This is a genomic window from Pseudophaeobacter flagellatus, from assembly GCF_021228235.1.
GTDB lineage: Bacteria > Pseudomonadota > Alphaproteobacteria > Rhodobacterales > Rhodobacteraceae > Pseudophaeobacter > Pseudophaeobacter flagellatus.
The window spans coordinates 562,814-579,958 of sequence record NZ_JAJQRG010000002.1; the positions used below are offsets into that span (position 1 = coordinate 562,814).

Here is a 17,145-nt window from a genome sequence, read left to right on the forward strand (position 1 = left end):
AAACCCGTTGAACCACTGCCCTGATCCGGAGCCCTGATATGTCCACGCCCAAACCTGTTGTTCTATGTGTTCTCGATGGCTGGGGCAGTGCAGAACCCGGTGCCGCCAACGCGCCCTATCTGGCCAAGACCCCCACCTTTGATGGTCTTATGGCGGCGGGGCCGCAGGCGCGGCTGGTGACACATGGGCCGGATGTTGGTTTGCCCAAAGGTCAGATGGGCAATTCAGAGGTGGGCCATACCAATATCGGTGCAGGCCGGGTGGTGGCGATGGATCTTGGTCAGATTGATCTGGCAATCGAGGATGGCTCTTTTGCACAGAACGCCGCCCTGTTGGATTTCATTGCAAAGCTCAAGCAAACCGGCGGCGCGGCGCATCTGATGGGGCTGGTCTCGGATGGCGGGGTGCACGGGCATATCTCGCATATTCTGGCTGCGATCCGTGTCCTCACCGATGCGGGCGTGCCGGTCTGGCTGCATGCCATCACCGACGGGCGCGACGTGGCGCCGAAATCTGCCTATGGCTATTTTGAACAGCTGAAAGAGGCCCTGCCGCAGGGGGCCAAGATCGCCACGGTGACGGGGCGCTATTTTGCCATGGATCGCGACAACCGCTGGGAACGGGTGAGCGAAGCCTATGCCGCCATGATCAAGGGCGAGGGCCGTTCGGTGGCGGATGCCCATGATGCGGTGACCCATGCCTATAACCAGTCCGAAACGGATGAATTCATCGGCGCCAGTGTGATCCGCGGCTATGATGGCGTCAAAGAGGGGGACGGTTTCTTCTGCCTCAATTTCCGCGCCGACCGCGCGCGCGAAATCCTGCGCGCCATTGGCGAGCCGGGCTTCGCCGAGTTTGACACCGGCCCGCGCCCCAAACTGGCAGCGCTGCTGGGCATGGTGGATTATTCATCCGCGCATAACGCCTATATGACAACGGCCTACCCCAAGGCTGAGCTGGTCAATACGCTGGGGGAATGGGTTGCCAAACAGGACAAGCGCCAGTTTCGCCTGGCCGAGACCGAGAAATACCCCCATGTGACCTTCTTCCTCAATGGCGGCAAGGAAGAGCCAGAGCAGGGCGAGGATCGCGCCATGCCCAAATCGCCCAAGGTGGCGACCTATGATCTGCAACCAGAGATGAGCGCGCCAGAGGTGACCGAGAAATTCGTTGAAGCCATCAATGCGGGCTATGATCTGATTGTCACCAATTACGCCAACCCCGATATGGTGGGTCATACGGGTGATATTCAGGCCGCGATCAAGGCCTGCGAGGCGGTGGATCAGGGGCTGGCCCAGGTGGTAGAGGCGCTGCGGCGCGTGGGGGGCGCCATGCTGGTCACCGCAGATCACGGCAATTGCGAGGTCATGGTCAACCCGGAAACCGGCGGTGCCCATACCGCGCATACCACCAATCTGGTGCCACTGGTATTGGTGGGTGGGCCAAAGGGCGCTGGGCTGCGCAACGGCCGCCTTGCCGATCTTGCCCCTACCCTGCTAGAGCTGATGAACCTGCCCAAGCCGGATGAGATGACGGGCGAAAGCCTGCTGACCTGATAAAACAGACCAAGAAGATCTGAACCACATGATGACACGCGCCGCTGGGCTGCTTTTCCTTGCACTGATCACCCTTGCCGCACCGCTGCAGGGTCTGCAGGGGGCTGCCCGGGCGGCCGAGACACCACAGGCCCCCGCTGAGGCGGCACGGCAGGCCGCACGTCAGCTGGAGGCAGCAACCGTCGCACTGGAGGCGGCAGATAGCGCGCGCGATCGGGTCAAGGCGTTGACGGAAACCCTGCATGCCTATGAGGCCGGGCTGGGCGCCATGCGCGAAGGCCTGCGGCGGGTGGCGCGGCGCGAAAGCCAGCTTGTGGCGCAGCTGAAATCCCGCGAAGACGAGGTGGCCGAGCTGCTGGGCATCCTGCAAACCATCGAAACCTCGGCGCCGCCGGTGCTGATGCTGCACCCTTCGGGGCCTTTGGGCGCGGCGCGGTCGGCCATGATGGTCGCCGAGGTGACGCCGGGTCTTTATGCCCGCGCCGAGGCCCTGCGCCACGACCTGGAAGAGGTGCAGACCCTGCGCATTCTGCAACAGAGCGCGGCCGACACCCTGCAAGAAGGGCTGGCCGGAGTGCAAGAGGCGCGCACGGCGCTGTCGACTGCTATTTCCGATCGCACCGACCTGCCGATGCGCTTTACCGAAAATGGGGTGCGCACTGCGATCCTGATTTCCTCGACGGAAACACTGACCGGCTTTGCCAGTGGTCTGGCCGAGGTGGCGGGCGGTGCGGATAAGATCATCCCGCTATCAGCCGATATCAGCGCCCAGCGGGGCAGCCTTGCGCTGCCAGTCGAAGGCCTGCTGCTGCGCCGCTTCGGGGCACGGGATGCCGCCGGCATTGCCCGTCCAGGGGTGCTGATTGCGGCGCGCCCGCGCGCCCTCGTCAGCTCTCCGACTGCGGCGACAATCCGTTATCGTGGCCCGCTGCTGGATCTGGGAAATGTGGTGATCCTGGAACCGCAGCCAGACACGCTTTTTATTCTCTCGGGTCTGGCAGAGGTCTTTGGTATCGCCGGGCAGGTCATTCCCGCGGGCACTCCGGTGGGCCTGATGGGCGGCAGCGCGCCCCAGGCTGGTGCCATTTTGTCACGTAGTGGTGAAGGGGGTGGAACTGACCGGACAGAAACGCTCTATATAGAAGTTAGAATGGACAACAGTCCGGTGGATCCAGAAAAATGGTTCCAAATCGGAAAAGGTGGATAAGGTTTCATGAAAAAATTTGTCATGGCGGCTCTTGGCGGTACACTGGCCGGGATCGTTGCAACAACCTATGTGGCCGGGCCCCTGCTGGCGCAGGAGACAAGCCGCGAAGCGACGGTCTATGAACAGCTGGATCTGTTTGGTGACATTTTTGAGCGTATTCGCGCGCAATACGTCGAAGAGGTCGATGAAAAAGAGCTGATCGAGGCTGCGATTGGCGGCATGCTGTCCTCATTGGATCCGCATTCCAGCTATCTGTCGCCAGAGGATGCCGCCAATATGCGGGTGCAGACTCGTGGCGAATTTGGCGGGCTTGGTATCGAGGTGACCCAGGAAGAGGGCTTTGTCAAAGTTGTCTCTCCTATTGATGGCACCCCGGCAGATGAGGCCGGTATGGAAGCGGGCGATTTCATCACCCATGTGGATGGCGAAAGCGTGCTGGGCCTGGGCCTGGACGAAGCCGTCGATCTGATGCGCGGCCCCGTCGGCTCTGAAATCATCATCACCGTGGTGCGCGAAGGCGAAGGCGAGCCCTTCGATGTTTCGATCATCCGCGACACCATCAAGCTGACAGCCGTGCGTGCCCGCACTGAAGGCGACACCGTGGTGCTGCGCATCACCACCTTCAACGACCAGACCACCCCCAATCTTGAGGCCGGTTTGCAAGAACAGGTCGAAGCGGCGGGCGGCATGGACAATGTCAACGGCATCGTGCTGGATCTGCGCAACAACCCCGGTGGCCTGCTGACCCAGGCGATCAGCGTGGCGGATAGTTTCCTCGACAGTGGTGAGATCGTTTCGACCCGCGGTCGCGACCCCGAAGACGGCGAACGCTTTAACGCGGTGCCCGGCGATTTGTCGAATGGCAAACCCATCGTGGTGCTGATCAACGGCGGCTCTGCCTCGGCCTCTGAAATTGTCGCCGGTGCGCTGCAGGATCATCGGCGCGCTATCGTTGTTGGCACCAAGAGCTTTGGCAAAGGTTCGGTGCAGACGGTGATGCCACTGCGCGGCGATGGTGCCATGCGTCTGACCACTGCGCGTTACTATACCCCGTCGGGCCGTTCCATTCAGGCCCTGGGCGTGTCACCTGACATCGTGGTGCAGCAGCCCCGTCGCACGGCTGCACCCGAGAACGAGGAAGAAAGCCTGGCGCGCCGGTCTCGCAGCGAGGTGGATCTGCGCGGCAGCCTGAACAATGACAGCCTGACCGAGGATGAAATTCGTCAGATCAAGGCAGATCGTGCCAAGGCGGAAAAGGCGGCGGAACTGCGCGAGCAGGACTATCAGCTGGCCTATGCCATCGACATCCTCAAAGGGCTTGTTGCCCTGGGACCAAAGCCATAACCGCCAAGGTGTTTTTCATCACCTGTTCAGGGGGGAACTCCCTGAATTTGCACTGCGCAACACCAAAGACCGCCCCTGACGGGGGCGGTCTTTTCTGCCCTGTTGCGCTGAAACAGAGACTTTCCCCCGGTTTTGGTCTATGACCAAGAGCGCGCCGGCCTGTGCGGCCCCCCTTGAAAGCCCGTGCCTATGACACCAACCGACGATCCAATTGACGCACCAGCCGGTGCCACTCCAGCCGCCTCTGCCACAGGGTTGAGCCCGCTGGAAAAGCTGGGCTGGCAGCCGTTTTTTGCGGATCAGGTGGTGGATGAAGATCTGCAGGTAACCCCGCCGGTGCGGGTGGTCGAGGCCCATCGCAGCGGGCTGCGGGTGCGGGGGGATGGCATTGATCAGGTGGTGCCCCCCAAGCTGGCCGCTACTGTGGGCGACTGGGTATTGCTGGACCGGGTGCTGCCGACCTCTAGCCGGGTGCTGGAGCGCAAGAGCCTGTTCAAACGCCGAGCGCCGGGCCATGACCGCAGCCTGCAGCTGATTGCCGCCAATACCGACACCAGTTTCATTGTTTCCTCCTGCAACCCGGATTTCAATCTGGCCCGGCTGGAACGCTATCTGGCGCTTGCCTTTGGGGCCGGGGTAAACCCTGTGGTCCTGCTGACCAAGCCGGACCTTTGCGACGACCCGACACCCTATGTAACCCAGGCTGAAGCGATATCGGACCGGGTGCCTGTGGTGCTGCTGAACGCCAAGAGCGCCGAGGCCAAGGCGCAACTGGCCCCCTGGTGCAAACCTGGCGAAACGCTGGTGTTCCTTGGGTCTTCCGGGGTGGGGAAATCAACCCTTGTCAACGCGCTGTTTGGCAAAGAAACGGCCGAGACCGCCGCGATCCGCGAAGATGACGCGCGCGGCCGCCACACCACCCGGCACCGCCACATGCGGTTTCTACCCAATGGCTGCGCGGTGATGGATACGCCGGGCATGCGCGAATTACAGATGGCCGAGGCCGAAAGCGGCATTGCCGATCTGTTCGAGGATCTGACGGAACTGGCCAGCCAGTGTAAATTTCGCAATTGCAAACATCAAAGCGAGCCGGGCTGTGCCCTGACCGCCGCCTTGGCCGAGGGCACCGTTACCCAGGCGCGGCTGGAGCGCTGGAACAAGCTGGCGGCGGAGGATTTGTTCAACACCGCCTCGCTGGCAGAGCGCAAGGGCAGCGACAAGGTGCTGCACAAGACCATTCGCGCGGTCCAGAAACGCAACAAGAAGTCACGCCGCTAGGGGCTGTTTTTGACATTAACGCCCGGAAATCGGCGACGCGCCTGGCCGGGATTGGCTAGGCTGGCCCCATGATGTTTGACCTGCCTGATTCCCAGACGCTCTATACAGCGCTTTGTGCCCGCGATCCCGCCTATGAAGGGCGCGCCTATGTGGGCGTGTCCTCTACCGGGATTTTTTGTCGCCTGACCTGCCCGGCGCGCAACCCCAAGTTTGAAAACTGTCAGTTCTTTGCCAGCCCCGGTGCCTGTATCGAAGCGGGGTTTCGTGCCTGCAAACGCTGCAAGCCGCTGAAGGCGGCGGCCGGTGATGACCCGTTGGTGCAACCCTTGATCGACGCGCTGGAGGCACGCCCGACCCATCGCTGGCGCGAGGGGGATCTGGTGGCGTTAGGGCATGATCCCTCTACCGTGCGGCGGGCCTTCAAGCGCCATTTTGGCATGACCTTTCTGGAGATGGCCCGGCAGCGTCGGCTGCGTGAAGGCTTTACCGCGCTTTCTGCCGGGGCGCCGGTGATTGCGGCGCAGATTGATGCGGGTTTTGACAGCCCTTCGGCCTTTCGCGCAGCCTTTGCCAGGTTGGTGGGGATGGCGCCGGGAGCATTTCGCCGTGATGCGCTGCTTTTGGCGGATTGGATCGACACGCCGCTGGGGGCGATGATCGCCATCAGCTGTCCGCACCGGCTGCATTTGCTGGAATTTGCCGACCGCAAGGCGCTGCCGCGTGAAATGATCCGGCTGCAAAAGGCGCAGCTAGGTGGTGTCGGCTTTGGCCGCCCACCGCCAACCCAGCAGATCGCCGCAGAGCTGGCGCGCTATTTCGCTGGGGAGGTTGCCCGGTTTCAGACGCCGCTGGCGCTGCATGGCACGGCCTTTGAACAAGAGGTCTGGCGCCACCTGTTGCAGATCCCCGCGGGCGAGACTCGCAGCTATTCGCAGATCGCCCGTGATCTGGGGCGCGCCAGCGCGACACGGGCAGTGGCGCGGGCCAATGGCAGCAACCAGATTGCCGTGGTGATCCCCTGTCATCGGGTGTTGGCGGCAGATGGCAGCCTGACCGGATATGGCGGTGGGCTGTGGCGCAAACAGCGCCTAATCGAGATAGAGACCGGTTTTCGCAGCCGCCTGATGGCCTGACCGGCCCTGCTGGGCCTAGCTGGTTTCCAGACAGTGGCGGCGAAAGGCCCGTTTCAGCATGTCAAGCTCGGCGCGCAGTAGTTCGATTTCGGCGCGCATATCATCCACGGTCGCCTCGCCTGCGATCAGGGAAAAGCTGTCCAGCTTCTGCCCGCCGCTGCCGCCTTCGGCGATGACAAAGGTCTGCACCCCATCGGCAATGGCCGTTGCCGGAATGGTGATGTGCAGGTTCCATTCAGCGTCGGTGCTGCCTTCGCTGATCACCACCCCGTCGAGCGGGCGATCCTGAAACAGGACCTGGATATCGGGCGGCAGGCCAGTGTCGTTGGCGCCGGTGATCACGCCTTCCCAGGTGCCGTTGCGAAAGCGGATCTTGGTAACGGTGAGCTTGCTCATCTTTCGGGGCCTCAGATGTTGGCGCGACGATAGCGCGCAAAGGTCAGATCGCGGAGTATCACCTGGTTCATGTCCGGCGCTTCAAAGATGAGATCCAGCCAGATCCGCTCGATGCGCTTTTCGTTCAGGGTGGAATAGGCGAGGTCGTATTCGACGGTGACGTTTTTTTCACCCAGGGGCAATTCGCGCACCAGCTGTTCGGTATTGGGCCCGTTGCGAATGTTCAGCCGGGCAAAGATCTCCAGCGGCTTTTCGCTCTCTAGGATGGCGTCGACACGGATCAGGTGATGCCGGGCAAGGTTGGTACAGGCTTCGGGCGGCAGATCCACCACCAGCGACAGGAAAGAGCCGTCAAACTTGAACACATCCATGCGCAGGCCAAAAGGCGCCAGATCTTCTTCGCGGCTGTTACGTAGCTGGCGCAGGGTCAGTTCGGAAATGCTGCAATCATGGAACAGGCTGACCTCTTCGCCGAGCCTGGATTTCGACGGCACCGAAGACAGCCCCGGAGCAGGCAGCGGCCCGCGCCAGAGCTCTGGTCGCCAGGACCAATCGGTGCCATGCGGGCGGGGAAAGGCGGAAGTACCGATCTGCGGCAAGGCCAGGCGTCCGTCTGCGATATGGATCAGCCGGTCCAGCTGGCCATGCAGGGCGCGCGCCTGATTGCGCTGCTGGCGCAGCTGCGGCAGCGCCATGGTTGCGGCCTGCGCCACTTCGCGCCGCCAGCGGCGCAGCGCCTGCCAGTGAAACACCCTGTTCAATAAACCGCCCATATCGCCTGTCGCTACCTTTGATTGCCCGCCAGCCTGTGCGGATGCCTGCCCCCAGATCGGGATCTTTGTTCTGGCCTGTCAGTCCGCTGCCAATCTAGCCGGGGCAGCGGGGGGAAATAAACCTGCAATTTTTTGCCGCATCGATTGTTGCTGGCGGCGTTTCTGCGGGGGCTGCTGCGCTGCCGGGCTGGCGGCGGCGATCGGGCGCGCCCTGGGGCGCAGGCCTGATGCTGTGGGGCTGGCTGCGGCAGGCGCGGTTGGGCGGGTCGCGGCTGTGGCTGGCTCTACTTGGCTGGCGGCAAGGCTGCGCCGGGCCATTTCGGTCAACAGATTCGCGCCGTTTCGCCCAAGCAGCGGGCTGCCTTCGGGGGCATAGAGCGCCAGCAGCACCAGCTGATCCCTGATCACAAAGGCACCACGCCAATGATCTGCACTTGCGGCGGAAACCCCCATGGCGCCATGGCCGGGCCAGCGTAGTTTGATCAGTGGCAACAGCCCCTTGTCATTGTAAGACAACAGCTGTGCCCCTGGGGCAGAGCGGGCCAGCTCGGCGGTTGAAGGCGGCTCGCTCTGGCTGGTCTTGCCCAGGGTGGCAGTGATCACGGCAGCGCGGTGACGACCAAACAGGCTTGGGCCTTGCAATAGATTGCAGCGCGGCAGCAGAGCAAAGCCGTCATCGGGGCCTTGGCGCAGCGTGGCCTGGTCAATGCAGTGTCCCCTGGGTGCCACCAGGGTGACGGCACCTTTGGCCAGGCGGACCTGTGTTGGCGCCTGGCCCGGCGCAGTGCCCTGCCGCGAAGTCTGGCCAGAACTTGCGCCGGGGGCGGCAAAGGAAAACCCGGTTTCTGGCAGCGGGCCGCAGGCCGACAGAGCGCCGATCAGCGCAAGGGCGGCAAGGCGCGCCCCCCTCCCGCCAGGCGATCGCTGCTGCGCGTTCCGTCGCATTCTCCAGCGCCCATCCGGCCCGGTGTGCAGAGCCAAGGCCCGGCGTAGCGTAGTAGCATTCATCTTTGTTGGTCTTCTGACCGCGCGGGCCAGCCCTTGTTGCCCCGGAATTGGGGTCTGTTGTTCTGGGAGCTGCAATAAATCCACCCTTTCGGCAGCGCAAGTGAACAGCAGCGTGACCTAGATCACCTTGCTTTTGTCCAATATGGTGCATACCCAGACCAAGTTTTGATACAGTGACCCAATTTCTGCTGCACACGGCAAGCCGGTGACCAGCGCAAGACCCTACCGTGCAGCTTTTATGCCACAAGGACCGGCTATGCCATCAACGCTGTTTTTGTTTATCTGGCGCTATTCCAAGCGGCAGCAGCTGGGTCTTCTGGGGCTGACGCTGCTGATCTTTCCCTTTCTCTATGCCGCCTTGGAACTGCCCAAGCGGATCATCAATGATGCCATCGGCGCGCCGGAACCCATTATTATGGTCTGGGGCCATGAGATGAGCCAGGTCAGCTATCTGCTGGTGCTATGCTGTGGGTTTCTGGCGGCAGTTGTGGTGTCCGGGATGCTGAAGATGCGGCTGAACACCGCCAAGGGCGTGGTGGCGGAACGGCTGCTGCGGCGGCTGCGCTATAGTCTGATCAGCCGGATGATCCGCTTTCCCAAGCCCTATTTCCGCACCACCAGCCAGGGAGAGCTGGTGTCGATGATCACCTCGGAAAGCGAACCGATGGGCGGCCTGATGGGCGATGCGCTGGCGCAGCCGGTGTTTCAGGCAGGGCAGATGCTGACCATCGTGGTCTTTCTGTTCATGCAAAGCGTCTGGTTCGGGCTGGTGTCGATTGCGCTGATCCCATTGCAGGCCTGGCTGATCCCGCTGTTGCAGCGCCAGATCAACCTGCTGAACAAAGAGCGCATCCAGGAGGTGCGCGCCCTGGCCGCTGAAATCGGTGAAACCGCCGCCGGGATCTCTGATTTGCGGGGCAATGGCGGCTGGCGTTTCCGTCTGGCGCAGATCTCGGATCGGCTGGGGCGCTTGTTTGAAATCCGTCGCCGGATCTACAACAAGAAGTACTTCATGAAGTTCCTCAACAACCTGATCGGCCATATGACACCCTTTGTGTTTTATTCCGCTGGTGGGGTTCTGGCGATCCGTGGCGAAATCACCGTCGGCGCGTTGGTGGCGGGGCTTGCGGCCTACAAGGATCTTTCGGCCCCCTGGAAAGAGCTTTTGACCTATTACAACCAGGTGCAGGACATGGGGCTGCGCTGGTCGATCATGACTGAACGCTTTGCGCCCAAGGGCATGATCGATGCGGCCCTGATCGAGGGCATGCCCGATGATCTGCCGCATCTGCGTGGCGATGTGGTGTTTCGCAATGTGTCGCTGCGCGATGGCGATGGCAATATGGTGCTGGAAGATCTCTCGTTCACCATTCCCGAAGGTGCGCGGGTGGCGGTGCAGGCCAGCACTGATGCCGAGCGCAGGGCCTTTGCCCAGTTGCTGACCCGTGACGTGCTGCCGACGCGGGGCTCTATTCTGCTGGGCGGGCACCGGCTGGAGGCGCTGCATCAGGGGGTGATTGCAGCACGTGTTGGCTATGCCTATTCGCAGCCCTATCTGTTTGATGGCTCGCTGGGGGACAATGTGCTGATGCCGCTGCGTGCGACGCCACAGCTGCCACGGCCTTCGGTGCGGACCCAGCGTCAAATCACCGAGGCTGGCCGCGCTGGCAATAGCACTGACCCGCTGGAGGCGGATTGGGTCAATCCGGCGCTTGCCGGGCTGGGGTCCGAAGGCGATCTGCGCGACTGGTGGTTCCAATTGATAGAGGCCATGGGCGTCGATCAAGAACTGTTCCGCCGCACCCTGAAGACGCAGTTTCAGATCGGCAGCCATCCGGCGCTGGAACAACAGATCGTGGCACTGCGGCCACTGATCAAGCAGCGGCTGATGGCGGCGGGGCTGAACAGTGTGGTGCATCACTTTGACCCAGAGAGCTTTCATCCGGCGGTGCCCCTGGCCGTCAATATTCTGTTTGCCGCCCCTCGACGAGAAATCTCCCCCGAAGAGCTATTGGCGCCGGGGCGGCTGTTTTATCAGGTGATTCAGGATCAACATCTGGAAACCGAGACCCTGGGCATTGGCCTTGGCGTGGCAGAGATCCTGGTCAAGACCTTTGGCCGCGACAACTATGACCATCCGCTGTTCCAACGGCTTGGCCTGGATGAAGCGCTTTATGCCCGCCTGTGCAGCGCCGTTGAGGAACACACCGCCCTGCAAAGCCAGTCGCCCGTGTCGGCCGAAGGGCTTAGCGAAGCGGCGCGGGCGAGCTTGATGACCATTCCGTTTTTGCTCTCGGCTGAGCAGATCGGCCCCGGTTTCCCAAAAGGGTTCAAGGCGCGCATTCTGAACATTCGCGCGACCATTGGTGCGGCCTTGCGGGCGCGCTCTGGCGGGCTGTTTGTGCCGCTGGACCCGGCGGCCTATGTGCCGCGCCTCTCGGTGCTGGAAAACGCGCTTTATGGAAAAATCTCGCGCCATGCCGGCAACAAGGCGCATCAGGTCGAAGCCCTGGTGAGCGAGGTGATGACCGAACAGGGGCTGAACAAACGGTTGGCGCTGATCCTTTACGATCTTCCCTCTGGGCTGGGCGGGTCGCTGTTGGACCCGATGTTCCGCGAGCGTGCTGCCTTTACCCGCGCGGCGATCAAACGCCCCGATATCCTGATCCTGGATCGGGCCCTGGCCAGTCATGATTCTGCCAGCCGCCTGCGCACCCGCGACCGGCTGCGCGATTTGCTGCCCGCCAGCACCATGATCTTTATGGAGGATGAATTCCGCCACCCAGAGCGCTACGACCTGTTTGTCGAGATCCGCGATGGCCGCATAGACGGGGTTGAACGGCGGATGGATCCCAGCCCCGAGGGGCTGGCGGCAGAGGATTTCCGGCAAAAAACCGAGGTGATTGCCCGCGCCGATCTGTTTGCGCAGCTGGACACCCGCAACCAGCGTCTGCTGGCCTTCTCCGCCCAGTGGCACCGGGTGGCAGAGGGGGAGCTGGTGTTTGCCCAAGGCGAAAGCGGCGATGCCGTCTATCTCTGTCTGGAGGGGCGGGCAGAGCTGTTCTGGCCCGAGGCCTTGGGCGGTGCTGGCGGCGTCGGCGCGGTGCCAGTGACCGTGATCGAGCCGGGCCGCTTGATTGGCGATCTGGCCGTGATCTTGCAGCAGCCGCGTGAAATGGACCTGCGCGCCGTGGTCGACTGCCTGTTTCTGCGCATCGGGGCCGAGGAATATCGTGCGGTGATCGAGAGCGATGCCCGGGTAGCGACCCAGTTGCTTGAGACGGTTGCGGGACATTTGGTGGGCCTGGCAAAACAGGTGCGGCTTGCCGGGTTTCCGATGGCAGAGGGGCTGGAGGTTGCAGTCTTTCCCGTTTCGGGCTCTGGTGCGTCTGGCGCGGATGATCCCGGATCTTCCGACGCGCCGGACAGATGAGACCCAGACAGAGGGCAGGGTAGTATGAATGCAGAATCCGCCTATCGGGCGCATGAAACCCTGGTGGCACCGGGGCGGGCGAAATCCCATATCTGGCGGATACTGGCCGGGCTTGGCATCATTGCAGGTGTCAGCTACGCGCTGAACCTCGGGGCCTTTTTACTGATTCTGCAGCTGACCTCTGCGGCGGATCTGGCATCCGTGGTACAGGGCAGCACGCCTGCGGCGATGCTGCTGGTACTGGTGACCTTTGGCTTTATGGCGCTGGGGGCCGGCTTGGCGGCGCGGCTGTTGCAGGGGCGCTCTTTTGTCAGCCTGATCGGGCCGCTGGTGCCGATGCTGCACCAGTTTACCCAGGTCTTTTTGCGGTTGCTGATTGTCTTTGGCATCGTGCTGTTGCTGCCGCCTTATGATTTTGGCGCGCCGCTGGTGCCCAATGTCGCGCTGCCGCTCTGGCTGGGGCTGCTGCCACTGTCGCTTTTGGCGGTTTTGGTGCAGGTCAGCGCTGAAGAAGTGGTGTTTCGTGGCTATCTGCAACAGGCGCTGGCGGCGCGATTTCAAAATCCGTTGATCTGGCTGCTGCTGCCTGCGGCGCTGTTTGGGCTGGCCCATTACATGCCGCAAGAGGCGGGCGACAATGCATGGCTCTTGTGTCTGTGGGCCATGGGCTTTGGCTTGGTAACGGCAGATCTGACCGCGCGGGCCGGCACGCTTGGCCCGGCCATTGCGGTGCATTTCTTTAACAATATTGTTGCCTTGCTGATTGTGGCATCGCCTAGCAGCCTGAACGGGTTGGGGCTTTACCTGCTGCCCTATGATCTGTCGGATGTGGCAGGGTTGCGGCCCTGGCTGCTGGTGGACTGCGCTACCATGCTGGTGGCCTGGCTAGTGGCGCGACTGGCGATACGGCGCTGATTGCAATTCGCGTCAATGCACCTTATCTGGGATGCCAAACCGGCCCCCCGATAGAGGCATGATATGAACTGGATCACCAATTACGTTCGCCCAAGGATCAATTCGATCTTTTCGCGCCGCGAAGTGCCTGAGAACCTTTGGCACAAATGCAGTGAATGCGGCACCATGCTGTTTCACCGCGAGCTGAGCGACAATCAAAACGTCTGCACCAACTGCGATCACCACATGCATATCACGCCGCGCGATCGTTTCGCCGCGCTGTTTGATGGTGGTATCTTCACCGAGGTCACAGTGCCGGAACCGATTGCGGATCCGCTGAAATTCCGGGATCAGAAGAAATATCCCGACCGCATGAAGGCGGCGCAAAAAAAGACCGATGAAAAAGAGGCCATGCTGGTGGTTTCCGGCGAAATTGGCCGCACGCCGATCATTGCCGCGGCGCAGGATTTCTCCTTTATGGCCGGGTCCATGGGCATGTATGTCGGCAATGCGATCATCGCCGCCGCCGAAGAGGCCGTGAAGCTTGGCCGCCCGCTGGTGCTGTTCTCGGCTGCGGGGGGCGCGCGCATGCAGGAAGGCATCCTGTCGCTGATGCAGATGCCGCGCACCACCGTTGCGGTGCAGATGCTGAAAGAGGCAAACCTGCCCTATATCGTTGTGCTGACCCACCCCACCACCGGGGGCGTGACGGCATCCTATGCGATGTTGGGCGATGTGCATATTTCCGAACCCAACGCGCTGATCTGCTTTGCCGGGCCGCGGGTAATCGAACAGACTATTCGCGAAAAGCTCCCCGAAGGCTTCCAGCGGGCGGAATACCTGCTGGACCATGGCATGCTGGACCGGGTGATTCCGCGCACCCAGATGCGCCAGGAGCTGGTCACCATCATCCGTATGTTGATGGGGCTGCCGCCACAGGTGGTGGGGGATCTGCCCGCCCCGAGCGAGGGCGAAACCGCCGCTCTTGACGCCCCGGATGCCGCTCAACCTGCCCCATCGGACGGCTGAATGCGCTAGGCTTTTGTGATGCGGCCCGCCTTTTATCAGGGTGGGCCGTTTGTCGTTTATCTGTCCCTGTCTTTTTGACCCGTTGCCAGTTGAGTATGCTTCATGACCCAGCCAAAATCCGACGTCATCCTCGCCCGCATGCTGGCGCTGCACCCGAAGATTATCGACCTGACGCTGGATCGGGTCTGGCAGCTGCTGGCGCGGCTGGACAACCCGCAGGATAGCCTGCCGCCGGTGATCCACCTGGCGGGGACCAATGGCAAGGGGTCAACCCAGGCGATGATTCGCGCCGGGCTTGAAGGCTGGGGAAAATCTGTCCACGCCTATACCTCGCCGCATCTGGCGCGGTTCCACGAACGCATCCGCCTGGCCGGAGAGCTGATTTCCGAAACGCATCTCAGCGAAATTCTTGATGAGTGCTACGCCACCAACGGCGGGGAAAGCATTACCTATTTTGAAATCACCACCGTGGCCGGGCTGCTCGCCTTTGCCCGCACCCCGGCGGATTATACCCTGCTTGAGGTTGGCCTTGGGGGCCGACTGGATGCCACCAATGTCGTCGCCAAGCCAGAGCTCACGGTGATCACGCCGATCTCGATCGACCATGAACAGTTTCTGGGCGATACCCTGGCCAAGATCGCCTTTGAGAAGGCAGGCATCATTAAACGCGGCGTGCCGGTGGTGGTGGGCCCACAACCCGAAGAGGCCCTGGACGTCATCGAAGCCAGGGCGGCGCAACTGTGCGCGCCGGTCCTGGCCTATGGGCAGCAGTGGCACGTTAGCGAAGAACGCGGCCGCCTGGTGTATCAGGATGAACGCGGCCTGCTGGATCTGCCAATGCCCGCGCTTCTGGGCGCACATCAGGTGCAAAACGCAGGCGCGGCCCTGGCGGCGCTGCGCCGCCTTGGCGCCGATGAAACCGCCTGCGAAGCAGCAATGCTGCAGGCCGAATGGCCGGCCCGAATGCAGCGGTTGAAAACTGGTCCGCTGGTTGCGGCGGCAGGGCAGGCCGAACTCTGGCTAGACGGCGGCCATAACGCCGCCGCCGGTAGCGCCCTGGCAGAGGTCCTGGCAGCATTGCCCAAACGGCCGACTCACCTGATTTGCGGCATGCTCAACACCAAGGATGTGACCGGTTATCTAGCCCCGCTGGCGACCCAGGCTCAAAGCCTGACGGCGGTCTCCATCCCAGATGAGGTCAACACGCTGTCGGCCAGCGAAACCAAAGCCGCCGCCGTATCGGTTGGCCTGCCCGCCACCTGTGCAGAAAACACCAGCGCCGCCCTAGAGCAGATCCTGCACCAGGACCCCCAGGCGCGGGTGCTGATCTGCGGCTCTCTTTACCTTGCGGGCCATATCCTACGCGAAAACGGCTGAACGGATACTCTGCCCCTGCTTCATTTGGCTCCAAATATCCACTGTTTAAGCCCGGTCAACAGCTTGGCGCACCGGCAGAAAGGGCAGTGCTTGGTCGCGCCTTGTTCCAATCGCAACCGGTGCGCGCAGTTTCTGGTCGATAGTTTCGGGCCGGTCCGGACTGGAAGAAAAACCAGAAGATCGCAAATTCATGGGGCCTGAAAGGCCCATCAAAGCCCCCTTGTTTGCTGTTTGCAAGCTGTGCGGCGTGCCATCATCATTTGTGGCCGAACTGAGTTGCTGCAACGTGCCACCTTTCCACCTCTCTACACTGGTGTGTTTGAAGCTATAGGCGGTGGTTCTGATTAAAGGCACCTTTACCACAATCTCCGTCGTCACCTTCACGGTCAACGCGCCGCCGCCACCGGAAAAGCTGTAGCTGTGATCGCCGATGTCCTTGCCTTTGCGCATGACGTCAAAGGCAGTTTTCCATTGGATGGGACAGAGAGGGCGTGAGCAGGTGCCGCCTAAGCGACAGCAATCCCGACGGCCATTGCAAGAAGACGCATATCATATTCCATTGTGTGCTGCGATTTGCGCTTCAATGGGGGGCAAGCCTTACAACAGACTTACAAGCGATCGCATCCTGAACATGCCGCTGTGTCGTGAAGGGTGCACAGCGGTTGCTGCGCGTGCAACGGTTGGCCGCAACGCAGCGGTCATTTCCCGGCTGCTGTTGCGCCCGCCGGGAAATGACCCGGATATGAAGGCCTCACTCGCTCTCTTTTACCGGAACACCGACAGGCGATGGCTTGGCTTTGACGGGCGTTTCCAACAAAACCTCTAGAAAAGCACTGGCTGCCGGGGAGAGGGATCGCCCGGTTTGACGCACCAGCCCGATTCGCCGCCGGGCCCCAAAACCTATGATGGATCGCTGGACAAGCCGCTCGGTCGGCAAAATCGGCAGTGTCAATTCCGGCAGCGCCGTAATGCCCAGCCCCTCGGCCACCAATGCACCGGCGGTTGCCAGATGCGCGACCTCAAACCTTGGCGAAAGCGGCCGGTTCAGCCGAAGGCAGGCGCTGTCCAGTAATTCACGTACGGATGTGCCCTGTGCCATTGCAATGAACGGCATCTCTACCAGTTCCGACCAATCATATGGTCGGTCTTCCTGAAGCGGCCCCTCGGGTGCCCCAATCGCAACAAAAGCATCATCCATCACCGGTTGAAACGCGAGCCGAGACCGTGTCGACAGCGTCCCCGCAGTGAAGCCGATTTCTGCACGCCCCGTTTCAATAACCTCGATCACGCTGTCCGATAGCGCGTCGATGATTTTCAGGTCGATGTCCGGATACTTCGATGTAAAACGGCGCAGGACCTGGGGCAAAAAGGCCGCCGTGACAGAGGGGAGCCCCGCAATGGTCAACTGCCCATGCCGCGCCGATAGGTGCGCGTCGAACTCAGCATATGCATCTTGGGCGGTGTGAACCATACGCGCTGCGATACGGGCAAGCACAGCGCCGCTGGTGGTAAGTCTGACATTGCGCGTGTCCCGGTCAAAAAGGCGTGTGCCGAGCTGATCTTCAAGCGCCGAAATGTGGCGAGAGAGAGCAGATGGCGACATGCGCAGTGCCTCGGCGGCGGCGCGGAAGGATCCGGTTTCTTGCAGTGTCAGTACCGCAGTGTAATCAGACAAAGACATATTGTTGCGTTTCATGCATCAATTATTCCAAAATCA

14 protein-coding genes are annotated in these 17,145 nt (G+C 61.8%); 9 read left to right on the forward strand and 5 right to left on the reverse strand.

The features are described 5' to 3' along the window. Nucleotides 1–38 precede the first annotated feature (38 nt). The 5 genes from gpmI (at nt 39) to LRK71_RS06145 (ending at nt 6,518) form a co-directional block, all read left to right on the forward strand. The gene (gene gpmI, locus LRK71_RS06125) at nt 39–1,556 is read left to right on the forward strand and encodes a 2,3-bisphosphoglycerate-independent phosphoglycerate mutase (protein WP_232401864.1); all 1,518 of its coding nucleotides are present in this window, start codon (nt 39–41) and stop codon (nt 1,554–1,556) included. A gap of 31 nt (nt 1,557–1,587) precedes the next feature. Then, complete coding sequence (locus LRK71_RS06130) at nt 1,588–2,763, forward strand: murein hydrolase activator EnvC family protein (RefSeq protein ID WP_232401988.1); 1,176 nt, start codon at nt 1,588–1,590, stop codon at nt 2,761–2,763. A 6-nt stretch (nt 2,764–2,769) separates the two neighbouring features. Further along, nucleotides 2,770–4,107, forward strand: a complete 1,338-nt coding sequence (locus tag LRK71_RS06135; protein ID WP_232401865.1) for a S41 family peptidase — start codon at nt 2,770–2,772, stop codon at nt 4,105–4,107. Between the two features lie 189 nt (nt 4,108–4,296). After that, a complete protein-coding gene (rsgA, locus tag LRK71_RS06140; RefSeq protein WP_232401866.1) occupies nt 4,297–5,385 on the forward strand; it encodes a ribosome small subunit-dependent GTPase A in 1,089 nt (362 codons plus the stop codon). A 68-nt stretch (nt 5,386–5,453) separates the two neighbouring features. Next, nucleotides 5,454–6,518, forward strand: coding sequence for a bifunctional transcriptional activator/DNA repair enzyme AdaA (locus LRK71_RS06145; protein WP_232401867.1), 1,065 nt, complete (start codon nt 5,454–5,456; stop codon nt 6,516–6,518). Between the two features lie 15 nt (nt 6,519–6,533). Here LRK71_RS06145 and LRK71_RS06150 read toward each other — a convergent pair whose 3' ends face one another. From LRK71_RS06150 to LRK71_RS06160, 3 genes are all read right to left on the reverse strand, one after another. Beyond that, the gene (locus LRK71_RS06150; protein WP_232401868.1) at nt 6,534–6,914 is read right to left on the reverse strand and encodes a hypothetical protein; all 381 of its coding nucleotides are present in this window, start codon (nt 6,912–6,914) and stop codon (nt 6,534–6,536) included. Between the two features lie 11 nt (nt 6,915–6,925). Further along, nucleotides 6,926–7,687 carry a DUF6478 family protein gene (locus LRK71_RS06155; RefSeq protein ID WP_232401869.1) on the reverse strand — a complete coding sequence of 254 codons (762 nt, stop codon included), beginning with the start codon at nt 7,685–7,687 and terminating at the stop codon, nt 6,926–6,928. 78 nt (nt 7,688–7,765) lie between these two features. Continuing rightward, a complete protein-coding gene (locus LRK71_RS06160; protein WP_232401870.1) occupies nt 7,766–8,695 on the reverse strand; it encodes a hypothetical protein in 930 nt (309 codons plus the stop codon). Between the two features lie 256 nt (nt 8,696–8,951). Here LRK71_RS06160 and LRK71_RS06165 point away from each other — a divergent pair, with 256 nt between their 5' ends. The 4 genes from LRK71_RS06165 to LRK71_RS06180 all read left to right on the forward strand — a co-directional run bounded on the left by LRK71_RS06165 (nt 8,952) and on the right by LRK71_RS06180 (nt 15,428). Continuing rightward, nucleotides 8,952–12,128, forward strand: a complete 3,177-nt coding sequence (locus LRK71_RS06165) for an ABC transporter transmembrane domain-containing protein (protein ID WP_232401871.1) — start codon at nt 8,952–8,954, stop codon at nt 12,126–12,128. A 24-nt stretch (nt 12,129–12,152) separates the two neighbouring features. After that, nucleotides 12,153–13,043 carry a CPBP family intramembrane glutamic endopeptidase gene (locus LRK71_RS06170; RefSeq protein ID WP_232401873.1) on the forward strand — a complete coding sequence of 297 codons (891 nt, stop codon included), beginning with the start codon at nt 12,153–12,155 and terminating at the stop codon, nt 13,041–13,043. 63 nt (nt 13,044–13,106) lie between these two features. Beyond that, nucleotides 13,107–14,051, forward strand: a complete 945-nt coding sequence (gene accD / locus LRK71_RS06175; protein WP_232401874.1) for an acetyl-CoA carboxylase, carboxyltransferase subunit beta — start codon at nt 13,107–13,109, stop codon at nt 14,049–14,051. 102 nt (nt 14,052–14,153) lie between these two features. Further along, complete coding sequence (locus LRK71_RS06180; protein WP_232401875.1) at nt 14,154–15,428, forward strand: bifunctional folylpolyglutamate synthase/dihydrofolate synthase; 1,275 nt, start codon at nt 14,154–14,156, stop codon at nt 15,426–15,428. A 45-nt stretch (nt 15,429–15,473) separates the two neighbouring features. Here the strand turns inward: LRK71_RS06180 and LRK71_RS06185 are convergent, their stop codons facing one another. Next, nucleotides 15,474–15,878: a DUF6134 family protein gene (locus LRK71_RS06185; RefSeq protein WP_232401876.1), complete on the reverse strand. Its 405-nt coding sequence runs from the start codon at nt 15,876–15,878 to the stop codon at nt 15,474–15,476. Between the two features lie 301 nt (nt 15,879–16,179). Further along, nucleotides 16,180–17,124 (reverse strand): LysR family transcriptional regulator, encoded by a 945-nt coding sequence (locus LRK71_RS06190; protein ID WP_232401877.1) that lies wholly within the window; start codon nt 17,122–17,124, stop codon nt 16,180–16,182. Nucleotides 17,125–17,145 lie beyond the last annotated feature (21 nt).